Annotated in this window: 3 protein-coding genes; 2 read left to right on the forward strand and 1 reads right to left on the reverse strand. The window is 49.2% G+C overall.

Annotated features, from left to right (window positions below):
- Window positions 1-67 precede the first annotated feature (67 nt).
- A complete protein-coding gene (locus A1OO_RS18130) occupies window positions 68-10,375 on the reverse strand; it encodes a retention module-containing protein (RefSeq protein WP_017003982.1) in 10,308 nt (3,435 codons plus the stop codon).
- 491 nt (window positions 10,376-10,866) lie between these two features.
- On the opposite strand from A1OO_RS18130, the gene A1OO_RS18135 reads away from it, so the two are divergent.
- Window positions 10,867-12,258 (forward strand): TolC family outer membrane protein, encoded by a 1,392-nt coding sequence (locus A1OO_RS18135; protein ID WP_016958223.1) that lies wholly within the window; start codon window positions 10,867-10,869, stop codon window positions 12,256-12,258.
- Window positions 12,255-12,884: an OmpA family protein gene (locus A1OO_RS18140; protein ID WP_016958224.1), complete on the forward strand. Its 630-nt coding sequence runs from the start codon at window positions 12,255-12,257 to the stop codon at window positions 12,882-12,884. The genes A1OO_RS18135 and A1OO_RS18140 overlap by 4 nt, the downstream gene beginning before the upstream one ends.
- Window positions 12,885-12,899 lie beyond the last annotated feature (15 nt).

Genomic DNA, 12,899 nt, shown 5'->3' on the forward strand with positions numbered 1-12,899 from the left:
CAATATAAAAACAATCGACTCAACAGGTGAAATTATTTGCAGCGATTTTAACCAATTGCCACCAATGCTATTCCAATTTGAACACTTGCTGCGCGTACAATGCAGACACTATCTCACTGGTTTGCGCACCTGATACGAGGTCTAATCCTGAGCTAGAAATGTCCATGTTCTGTAAAACAATATTCTGTGTGTCACTACCAGAAATCACAGAAAGATTGATCGTGCCATCGCTTTCAACTGATGCTTGATCAAAGTAAGGCAGCAGGTCATTGCTGGTCGGTGACGATCCAAAATCAGGCAGTAATTGGCTTAAATCGAGCTTGTCTTGACCTAACGTCAAATCTGTCACTGTATCGGTATTGGCAGGCGAACTGAGTGAAGCTTCAAGCCACACAAAAAGGTCATTCCCTTCACCACCGGTAAGAATATCGTTGCCCTGTCCTGCTTGCAGCGTGTCATCGCCGTCCATTCCAAACAGGCTTTCACCGGAAGATTGTGTGACAAGGTTATCATCAGCGCTAGTGCCGACGTTATCCCCTAGATACAGCGCCCCGCTATTGATCACTGCTGTGAGCATATCTGACTGTGACATACCTGAAGATGACCCATTAACCAATGCGTCCAAATTTACGCCGGTCAACACAATTTCCTGAAGCACGTCGCCACTATATAACACATTGAGTTGTGCGTTTCCGTTGGTTTCTGTCAGCGATAGCTGTTGAGTGAGATCGTCAAAATTAGCAAGATGAGTGACGCTCAATGCCGCACTGAGATCGATCACATCCGTTGAAGGGTTAAAGTCTCCAATGGTATCGACAGCAGGATTACCAACCGAACCCAAATCAGCGCTCGACCACGTAAACCTGTCGAGGTTACTGTCGCTACCACCTTGTGTGCCTCCCCAAAGGGTATCGTTGCCCGCCCCTCCGGTGAGAATGTCTTCGCCTAAACCGCCAATCAAGGTGTCATCGTTTGCACCACCTTGCAGCGTTGCACCCTCTGCGCCTGAAATCACGATGTTTTCTTCACTGGTATCTTGCGCCGATATCGGCCCATCAGCTGGATTAGTCACGTTTATTGCCAACGTGACGGGTGAAGATTGCGCGATTTCACCCAAGGTGGTAGTTGAAATTGCAACCACTTCGACAGACGCTGTAACGGCGGCGTTGCCTGTCACATAGAGCTGTGCCAACTCGGCAGGCGTGATCGTCAGTACACCGCCCGTAGGCCCTGTACCGACAGAATTGCCGTCTGCATCCACAAACGCGAGCGAAGCGGGAATATTTCGGATTTCCACTGACAATGTTTCTGATGGGTCAGTCAACGCTGCAGCCAAGCCCAGCAAAGGAATAACCGCTGATATGCTCCCTCCAACGGAAGCGGTTTGTGCCGTATTCAACACTAACGTTGGCACATCGGGTTTGGGCGCGACATTAACCGTGATCGATTCACTATCTGTCAACGCGCCACCCGAGCCTGTGTTGCCATTGTCATTTACCGTCACAGTGATGGTGTCTTGTCCAGAAAAATTGGTGATCCCCGTATAGGTCACGCCCGATGCCAACAGCGTATTGATCTTGTCTAAATCACCTTCAAGCATCATGGTGTTTGTCCCAGTACCAGAGACAGTAATGCCAGAAGGCAATGGAGATGCACTGGAGATATTGATCGTGCCATCTACTGCACTCAAACGCACAGTGATAACACCACCACTGGCGTCTTTCGCGTCGACATCTTTTACTTGAATGGATTCAATCAGAAGCACGGCTTCTTCTTCTGTATTCAGTGCTGTGGCAGGCACCGTCAGATCTGGGGCATCGTTGACAGGCGACACGGTCACATCAATGATTTGATTTACCCACAACGAACTTTCTGCTTCAACGCCATTATCCACTGCACGAACAGACACATTGAGCTTGCCGTCCCAATTGAGCTCATTGGCATCACCGGGCGTGAAAATTAGCGATGAAAGCGTGGTTTGCTCTGCAATCACAATCCAACTACCGTCAGACTGTTTCTCGACAGAACTGTCAGACGTCACACCAGTAGGGAAACTAATGGTTGAGCTATCAGGCACATTGGTTAACACCACCTTGATATTCTCAGGGGCATTTTCCGTCACCGACAAACCTGACCCGTCGTCAGTGAGTTTGTTGTCTATCACACGGATGTCGAGGGGTAACGAGATGTTTTCATCCTCAGTGCCGGATACTGAGGTGACAATGTCAGTGTCCACACCGTCGCCGATGGGATCCACCACCACAGTGACACTTGTTGTGTATTGCACTGGCGTTGTCAGTGCTTTTTCTTTGGCGTAAACCACCAGTTCGACCGTCATGGTACCGCTGAAATTTTCAGGTGGTATAAAAGAGATATCATCAAGATTAAGCGATTCACTGCCTGCTGGAACACTGATGCTCCAATTTCCGTTACCACTGCTTTGCACGAGTTGGCTACCCGTCGAAACCAGTTGGAAATCATCCGGCACACCGGAGATTTTTGCGGAGACGATTTCTTCCGAGCCATCAATGTCTTTTAAGGTCGCCGTCACTCCCGTCAAGGCAATATGTTCGTCTTCCGTACCTGTAATAGGCTGAGTATTACCGCTAAACATGATGGGATCATTGACAGGTAATACATCAAATGACACGTCAGTGGATAGTGTGTTGGTGGCCGTTGAATTGGGCTTGCCTGTATCATCGTTGACGGCAGTATCAACCACCGTAGTTTTCACGTCTAGCGTGACGGGGCCGCTGTAATTTTCCACGGGTTTGAAGTGAATACTGCCAAGTTCGGCGGCACTTATTGTGATGCTGCTTTGCGGGTTTTCTCCATTGGCATCCACAAAAAAGCCCACGGCGCTATCAACGATGAGTGTTACTGAGGTAATGCTTTCGACACCGGAAGTTGCCGCATTGTCGGTATCTTCCAATTTCGCGCTAAGATTCAGCTCAATGATACCGTCTTCCAACGCTTTATTGGCGACTGGCACCCACTCTGCCTCATCATCAACAGGTTGTTCATCGCTGTTTAAACCATTGGTTTCAACTACCGTGACGGTGGTAGAAATACCATCCACCACGGGGGCTATCAAAACAGACAGTGTGGTATCTGTTTCCTTGGTGTCGCCACTCACTTGATCGGTTGTTACCAGTTTCACAGGTAACAAGAAATCACCCGCAAAGTGTTTGGGCATCGTTAAGGTGATACCGGATAGATCGACCGAGCCGTCTGCAGACACATTGACTTTAGCGACGTATTCACTGGTCTCGTAATTGAACTCCATACCCGATACGCTAGCGCCAATTGCTGACAACGATGCGCTGCTGATTACTACGGTCAATTCATCCGAACTGGCGTTCGCAGGGTCGACTTTGATTAAACCGTCCAACTGGGTGCCTAAATTCAGTGCGGTATCTTCTACGCCGGTGATATCTTGGGTTTCGACGGTGACAGCCCCTGCTTCTTGAGTGCTACTAACACTTCCTGCGAAATCTAATTCGAGGATCAGTGGCGCTTGTTCCACCTGACCACTGGCATCCCCTTCACCCGCATCACCTTGATCTTGCACTAAGGCAGATATTTTAATGAATACAGGCTCGGTGATGGGCTTAGTCGTGGATATTGTCAATGAATCTAATGCACTTTGAGGAACTGTCCAGCTACCATCACCATTGTTGATCCCTCCCTCGATGTAGAACTGATCAAAATAGGATTGATCGGCTCCCGTCAGCGGCGTGCCATTAGCATCCGCTACAAAGCTAATCACCACCTGCGTAATGATTTCAGCACTGCTGCCGTCGGTATTTATTCCCTCTGGGGTCACAAACGCCAAACGATGATCCGCCGACGCTAAGGAGATACTGCCGCTGCCATCGCCATCCACAGTGCTAACGGGCTGATTCGAACTATTCAGTAGCTCGACTTTTCCGTCCCCCTCCACCGCCGCGATAATACGAACATCGAGGGTACCTGTGATGACTGCCGTGTCTGTGGCGCTCGAATCCGTATCAGTTTGTACGACGGTAAGCCTCACAGAGAGATTGATGTTTTCGTCCCGATCAACGTTCTCTGGCGCACGAAGCAAAAGATTGGCACCATTGAGCAACGCGGTCACTTGAGGCGCCGTCAATACGACACTGCCATTCGAGAACGTCAGCGGTGACGATTCCCCTGAAATGGTCAGGGTATATCCTGCTGAAATTGCATCTGTCGCCATGTTAAATGTGATGGCGGTGATCGTCTCATTGTTGTCCGTGTAACCTTGATCCGTGCCGGGGCGCCAATTAACCACCACGCTCTGATCTTCAGTGCCACGGCTGTCCAAGGTGTAATCGACCGCATCAATTTTGGGTTCAATGTGAACCACCACGTCTTTGTTGACGGTCAGCGAATCGCCGTCATCTTCGGTGACAATCACAGTCACAGTTAACGTAATGTCGTCTGTGCTACCTAATGGAGGCACAAGTTTGATGTCCGACAAGCCATCCACTTTGGCTTGATATTGCGCCTCACCGTTTGCGCCAATACCTGCATAGACAAGATTAATCGCATTGTCGTTGGTATCAAGCAGCGTCACACCTTTCGGGATATTGGTTACCAACGTCGTTAACGTCTCAGAATTGTCATCAGGCAATGCCTTGCCTTCTTCACCTGATTTCAATTGAAAAGACAAAGCCACGGAGCTGTCTTCATCAATGGTGGTTTCGATACCCGTATCAACGCCGTTATCGATAATCGGCTGCCAAATACCGCCTAGGTCTGCACTGATAACAGGTACATCAGCCACCCCTTTCAATGCGATTGGCAATGTTTTGGGATTGGTTTCGAATTCTTGGGTAACGGTACTGCTGACCCCTTGCGCATTAGAGACAACGGCAGAGTCTTTAACCACGCCAGTCACTGTCAGCGAGAAATCAACGTTACTCTGCGGTGGCGGCTGCAAGCGTAAACCGCCAATGTCGCTGTACGCCACTTCATAGACGCCTCCCACTGCAGGCACTTCGCTGTTGTCAGCAAGGAGCAGCTTAGCCCCAATAGGCACATTACTGATCCGCACAAACAAGGCTTCAGAGCCGTCCAGGTCTGCGGTGTCGGTCAAGCTGATATGAGATGACAAATTGATCAATTCGTCTTCTTTACCGCTGACTCGCGTGACTTTCAAGGTGGTGGTATCAGCAACAGGATTGACCGCAACAGTAATCGTGCGGGTAACGGAATCTGCGGTTTGCTCACCCGAGACGAAATTGCCAGTTTCTTTGCTTTGTGCCGTGACGGTTAACGTCAGATCACCGGAGAAATTCGCATCCGGTTTAACAACCACATCATTAATGTCAGATGACGCTACCACGTACTGGCCGTTAGTTGACGTTAAGGTTTCGCCATTTAACACTAAGGTGCCGCTGCCGCTTTGAAGGGTAAGAATATAACTTAACGTTTCCGATCCATCGTTATCTTGCAGTTCCGCGGCAAGATCTAACGCTGCGCCATCGCTATCCTCGTCAATGTTGTAGTAAAGCACGGTTCTGTCATCCCACTGCGGCACATCGGCAATACCTTCCACGGTGATAGTGAATGTTTGCGTGCCCAACTGCCGTTCTGAGCCATCAGTGTTAGTGACATAACCTGTCGCAGAAAACGTCGGCACACCTGAAGATGCTGAGTAATCTTGGTCAGGTACGAAAGTGACGCCTTGCAACGTCCAAAGTTGATTCTGTGCATTTGGAGAAAACAAATTGGCGGGTAACACCACTTGATTGTCGGTAATTGCTAGCACGGCACCGTTAGCGTAGAACGTGCCGTGTGCATTGGCAGGTAGGGTAACAACAACACGAAAAACGGATTCACCTTGATCGCTATCTCCCGAATTGATGGTCATGGCGATAGGAATACCATCGGCAGGGTTCGAGACAACATCATCATTTGGGTCGCCCTCGCGACCCTGATCTTCAATGCCCGCCGCGTTGTTGACGATCAGTACCGGTGAGCTATCAACGATCACAATTTCAGTTGAACCCACAACGATATCGCCATCACCATCTAAGATTTCATAGCTAAAAGTTTCAGTGATTCTATTGTTCGTCGAACCGCTATGGTCGACGTTTTCAGCGGCAGTAAATTGAATGTTGCCACTGCTTTGTATTAACAACATACCAAGCACCTGGCCTCCAGGACCTTGGGTGACGGTAAAGTGATTATTGAGCCCCTGTGTCAGCTCATGCTGTTCGCCATTGATGGTGACCGATTTGATCGCCGCATCATCGGCGCCCCGATTACGTGACGGCATAATTGTCACTCGAGAAGACGACTCTCCTTCCACCGCAGTGACGCTTCCCCCGCCAACACCAACACCGTCTGTTTCGAGCGAGAACGGCACATCGTCGAGCACATTCACAGTAATATTGCTTGTTGCGGTGTCACCATCACTATCAGTAACGACAATGGGAAAGTTAATGCCCAAGCTGTTTTTATCATCCCCTCGCGGGTGATCAAGCGCACCAAGTAAGGCGAATGTATACGTACCATTGGCAAGAACGGTGAGCGTGAAAACGGGGCGACTTTCTCCCGCCAAGCCGGTATAGACCTTAGTGCCCTCAGTGTTGCTGGTGAGTTTGAGTGTGACAGCTTCGCCATGAGAGCTTAAGGGAATGCTATTGCCGGATGCATTTTGACTGTTGTTGCTGTTCACCGAAGCAAACGCTGCAAGGTCGAGCGAAACATCTTTGATGGCGTCGCTACCGGAATCGATCACCAGTTTACCTGTTGCGGTATCTTGGTCATCACCGACTCCTCCAGGTGTTGTGCCGGGTCGGTTGCTGGTTTGTCCACTGCCGCTGGCGTTAATGTCGCTTTCTTCCACGCTCAATGACGGTGCTTGAGTGATCGCAGGCGGTTGACCGTCTTTAATGAGAAGGTCAAACGTAGCAACAGACGGAAGAACGTCGCCGTCAGAGTCTTGTGCTTGGAGCTGAACATTGATGGCAATCGCATCACCATCAAACGTCACAAAAGTATTATTTGACGCACTGGTCAGGTGATCAAGCGGTTGGTGCAACGTCAGTGACGGTGTGATATCTAGACCAAATCCATCCGCATTTTGCACGGCAGACAGTGACAGTGTCATAACCAATTCGTTACTCACCTTACCCGTCAATGTTCCCGTTGTGTCGTCATAGGTGAACACAACAGGCTCACCGCCGCTGGTCAGTACTGCATTGAGTTCAGCCAAGAGTGCCGTCACTAACGTGCTATCAATACGTACCTCTGATGGCAGCAGCCTGTCGGTTATCGCTCGTATAAACGCTGTACCTGATGACGATTCGGGATAGCCTGTTTGGCTTCCCGTCGGCGTTAGATCCGGCTCTGTCAGAGATATCGTTTCACCAACACCGACAATCAAAGGCGTGTCATCATCGTCGTTAAGCGTGATAGTAAATTGACCGGTAGCTTCATCCCCATCGGTATCCACCACTTTCACCCCAATTGGCAAGACCAATGGCGCGGAACTTTCATCAACCGCAGCATACTGCGTCACTGTGTAGCTGCCAGTTGGATGACCCTCTGTATCCACGTCGAGCTTAATCGTCAATACTTGTGCGCCATTGGCTGGTTTAGATGTGTCAGACAATGCAGGGTCGTCCAACACGATGTTAATCGTGTCAGTCACGGATGACAGCGGATCGGGCTGGTAACTTGTTTTGTATCCGCTGCTGGTGATATTGGCGAGAGCAGTGTCGAGTGCGGGTGATGTCGTTAACACGATGGATTTCACTGCATCAGAGCCTTGAGTTAACCCCAAGCTGAGGTTTGTCTGCTCACTCAGTTGGCCAATGACGGGATCCGTCAAGCTAGCATCAACCGGATCAACACTTGGGGCTGCTCCATCTTTGATGGTGACATTGAAAGCACTAGAGGTGCTGTCGTCATCAGAGTCCGTTACCTTTGCGCCCAGCGCGAGCGTGATGGCCTCACTGTCTGGTTGGTCAATGGCATGTGACAGTGTCACTACATATTCACTTGAGGCGGGTGTCAGTGCAATCGAAAGCACCGTAATGGTATTGCCGCTTGCGTCGACATACCCCACTGCGATCGGATTCGACGTACCGTTAATTTCACCTACATTGGATAGAAGTTTGAGGGCATTCCCATCACTTTTCAGCGCCTCAATACTGGCAAAAAATGCGTCCGTTAGATCCCAAACCACAGATGTAATATTGTCACTACCTGTTTCCAAGCCCAAGCTGCCAATGGCTTCATTCGCAGGTGCGCCAAAGCCGGGATCGTCGATGGTCACATTATTTACCCGAATAACAGGCCCGTCGCCATCTTGCACCGCATACGTCACCGAAATTGGCGCATCAAGTAAGTCATTATCAGAATCACGTATCTGTAACTCGACTTGGATTTGGAATGATTCTACCTCTTTGTCATCATCTCGATTGCTGACGAGCCTCACCCAGCGGTTGCGGCTGAACAGCGCCTGATTTTTTTCATCCAACGGCTCGTATAATTCAAAGCTTGAGGCGATATTTACGCCCGTTGCGCCCGCCCCTGACGCTTTTGTTGCTGTCAACGTCAGGCGAATGACCTCTGTGCCATCGGCCTTGGTGCCCAGCAGCTCCACCACATTTGAACCCGTGCCACTTTGAATCGAAAAGCTGATCGATTCGCCATTTGACGTGAGCTGATTCAATTCGGCGATCAAGCCCGGAATGCCATTGTTATCATCCAAGTTTGAAATAAATAAAGTGTCCGATAACAGCTTGTCAGAAGCGGCATTTAACGTGATTTCCCCGTTGGCGACTTGGTCAGCACCTCCAGACACTGCTTCAATGACCTTATAGTCACCCGTAATTTCAGCAGCGTCACCGCTGGCGTTGTCGCCATCAACCAAATTCACGCTGAACTGGCCATTCACCGAATCACCATCTTGGTCAACGGCTACGACGGTCACTGGAACAACTTCAGTGTCTGTCGACGATTTTTGATCAATAGACGCATTTTGAGTCAGCACATAGCCATACGATCCCGCAACGCCTTCCTCTGCTTCATTCGCTGAACCGCCTGAAGAAGGTACTTCCACCAAATTGATGGCAAACACGATGACTGTCGGGTCAGACGCGAGTGACACTAATATTTCATCACCGCTGATGGAATACACAGTTGCCGCCCCATTACTGGTGATACTCTCAAGTTGAGTCACCAACGCAGGCGTGGAGACAAAACGCACCGATTCTAGTAAATCGCTGTTCACGCCGACATTCAGCGGGATAGGCTCTGACACGTAATCAAGAATATTTTCGTTATGCGTAATATTCTGCGGGTTAATGGTCGGGGCGGCGCCGTCGAGAATGGCGATATTGATATCAATAGGTCTATCTAGTGGGTTACCACTGGTATCTTGCCCTTGCACGGCAAGCGCAATGTCAATCGCTTCACGGCTGACCGTGACCAACCCACTGGTGTCACCTGAACGATGATCTAATGGCCCATTAAGTGTGACCGTGACCGTCAACTCAACGCCGCGGCCAGCGGCTTCGCCATCCACAGAAATCGTAAGAATGGTTTCATTTCCGAGCTTACCTGTGATGACTTTGCCATCGTCTGACACGTTATAAATCAGCGCTTGCCCACCGCTTTTAGTGTCCGCGGTGAGTTCTGCTAGCAGTGCCGTAAGCAACGTTGGTTCAATCACAAAACTATCTGCATCTAACGCCAGTGAGCTAGCAGTAATAAGCACCGAAGAAATGGTTGTTACCGGATAAGCTTGATCACCCGTTTTCGGTGCCAAATCACCTTCCACCAGCGTAAGATCGAGGGTTTCTCCGCCCAGAGCAGGAATAATGGAAAAATCGTCCTCCTGCTCAAGTATTGGCGTTGAACTGGTGTAACTGGTCGTAAAGCCCGCTTCGGGCAAGACACTTGCATAGTCGTATTGAATGACAGCAAATCCAGATATTGACGAACTTAACCCCGCTAAGCCAGTGGCGGGCTCCTCAAAATCTTCAGTTGGGTCAGTCCCTGCAACAATAGCCTGTTGTAGCGCGGCAATTTCATCTCCTAGCAATGTAATGGCTTGTGCGTTTTGTTGAACGTCTACATTTCCGATTAAACCTACGACTTCAATGCCTTCATCTCGGATCTGAACACAGGTTGCGCAAGGTTCATGAACCAGCACGGGTTCACCATTTACCATCACGACATACGAGGCACCCGCTCCTGCAATAATGATGTCGTCTGGCTTTACTGATTGAGCGAATGGAACCGGAGTGGCAACGTCTTCTCTAATGACATAAACCTGACCACCGGTTACAGAAAGTTGGGCATTTGACGCGTTTGAGCCAAGAACCGTATTGTCTTCTACTTTTTCAGCCATGCCTTATCACTCACGCATTGAAACCCTTGCATCTCAGCTTCTCAAAATGCGCAATTTAGCCTCATGAAAAATAGGTAATACGCAAAGACATCACTGAAACGACAACAAGAAGCCAGCGATCAACCCTAGGACGCATTGCCCGTTGATTTTGGCTGATTTCACGAAATTTCTTTTCTTACGTCAGTTTGGTCGCTAATTACTTACCTCTACCTGTCTCATTTGCAATAGAAACGCGATAAAGCGTCTGCTTGGGGGTCAAATCTTTCTCAACTTGCCCTACTTTTGACTTTGCGGGTAAACCAAGGGTTTCTCGCTGTTTGTGATGCTGAAGACAACCAATCGATTCGAGCAACCGTGGTGCTCATTCAATGTAGGAATTGGATACCTGTCTTCTTGGTAAATGCATTCGCCGCGACATTTGCCCATCGCCGTTTATTTTGGCCCTTTCATTATGAGTTACAAACGGTCTACATCGCTTTGAGGGAGTATTCATGAAGCAACGTATCACCCGCAATAGACTGCGAATTTTCAACACACCTTTTCCACTGGGAGAAGCAAAAAAAAATAAACTTCACGCTATCTTGATAGCCGCAGCGGTGCTTAACTTTCCACAACTAGCACAAGCACAGTCTTTAGAGCAGGCCGTGGCAGCGACACTTTCCCAAAACCCGTTGATTCGAGAAGCCTATAACGAGTTTAAGAGCCGCGAAGCGGACATAGATGCCTCGCAAGGCGGTTACCTTCCTTCCGTGGATGTAGACGCTGGTATTGGTTATTCCGATTACAACAACGACAGCACCAAAGGGACCTTCCATCCTCGTGATGTTCGTTTGAGTTTGCGCCAACTCATCTGGGACGGCGCTATTACGTACAACGATATCAAAAGAACAAAATCTGAAGCGGAGGCCCAGCGCTTCCAAATGCTGGCAGACGCTCAAGACACAGCCCTGAGTGTCACTGAAGCGTATTTAGAAGTGATAAGAACGGAAGCAATTCTGGACCTTTCACAGCGAAACTTAAAAACTCACGAAAAAATTCATGCCGATATCAAACGTCGAACGGATTCGGGTATCAGCTCTACGGCAGATTTATCTCAAGCTCAAGGTCGTCTTGCGCAAGCGCACACCAATTTACTGAATGCGCAGAGCAATCATGAAGACAAGATCATTGAGTTTGAACGCATTGTGGGCGAAACGCCGAAAGCCTTGGTGACGCCAGAAGTGGATGCCTTGTACATTCCACCTTCGCTGGTCGAAGCGCTGACCATCGCAAAAGACAATAACCCAGTGATTCAAGTCGCGCTCAATGATGTCGACGCGGCGAGATTCCAGTATGAACAGGCCAAAGGCGACTTCTATCCCACTTTTTCCATTGAAGCATCACAGGAATGGGGCGAAGAGTTGGATGGTACGCCTGGTGATACTGACGAGTTCCAAGCCATGCTGCGTATGCGTTATAACCTGTTTAACGGCGGAAGCGATGCGGCTGAATCACGCAGTGCTGCCTATCAAGTGAACAAGGCCAAAAACATTCGAAATAACGCTCACCGTTTATTGAATGAAAGCACGCGCCTTGCATGGACAGCCAAACACCTTGCTGAAAGCCAAACACAATTTTTGGAGCAGCATGTAGATGCGTCAGCCAAAACGCTTCAAGCCTATGAGAAGCAATACCTTATTGGTCGTCGCACGTTACTTGATCTGCTGAACACTGAAAATGAGCTTTTCGATGCAAGGAAATCTTATATTGATGCCACCTATGCGGGCATCTTCGCCAAGTATCGCGTATTGAATGCAACGGGGTTGTTGCTTTCTGAACTACGCGTTGAGACCCCAGAAGAATGGCAAACCTCCGTTTACGGTAAGGAAGGAGAAGCACAATGATGAACGTAGTATGGTCCCACAAGGCCAAGTTCAGTATTAAGTTGGTTTTACTTGTTCTTTTCGCATCAAGCAGTCTGGTATCAGGCTGCTCGATGTCAGTTGCTCAACCCCCTGTGGCAGAGCAAGGCGACGATCTGTTAGACGCTGACGGTGATGGCGTGATCAATGCGCGTGATGAGTGTGCAGACACGCCCTACAACGCGGTGATCAATAACAGTGGGTGCTCTGAAGTACTGGAAACAGTCGCAAGAGACGATCTTCATATTCTCTTCGCCAATAACTCCGTCAAAATTCCGCCCAGTTTCGGAAGTGAAGTGAATGATCTCGCGCGGTTTATGAAAACCTTTCCGCATACTAAAGTGCAACTTAAAGGCTATGCCAGTCCCGTTGGCAGTACGGAGTTAAACCTCGCGCTGTCGAAGTTGCGAGCGCAAGTGGTCGAAAAAGCGCTATTGCGTAAGGGGATTGCACCAAACAGGGTTCAGATCATAGGTTTTGGCGAATCGGAACCTGTTGTGACGACATCTCAAAAGCAGACAGAGATACTGAGTCGACGCGTCACTGCGAGTGTGGTTAACAAGCAAAAAAGCGTCATTAAAAAGTGGACGATTTATACGTCTTCTTGAATAAAAAACAACGAA

The organism is Enterovibrio norvegicus FF-33 (assembly GCF_000286835.2).
GTDB classification, from domain to species: Bacteria; Pseudomonadota; Gammaproteobacteria; order Enterobacterales; family Vibrionaceae; genus Enterovibrio; species Enterovibrio norvegicus_A.

Coding starts and splice junctions, on each gene's coding strand:
- A1OO_RS18140 (WP_016958224.1), top strand. CDS start 12,255: ATGATGAACGTAGTATGGTCCCACAAGGCCAAGTTCAGTATTAAGTTG.
- A1OO_RS18135 (WP_016958223.1), top strand. CDS start 10,867: ATGAAGCAACGTATCACCCGCAATAGACTGCGAATTTTCAACACACCT.
- A1OO_RS18130 (WP_017003982.1), bottom strand. CDS start 10,375: ATGGCTGAAAAAGTAGAAGACAATACGGTTCTTGGCTCAAACGCGTCA.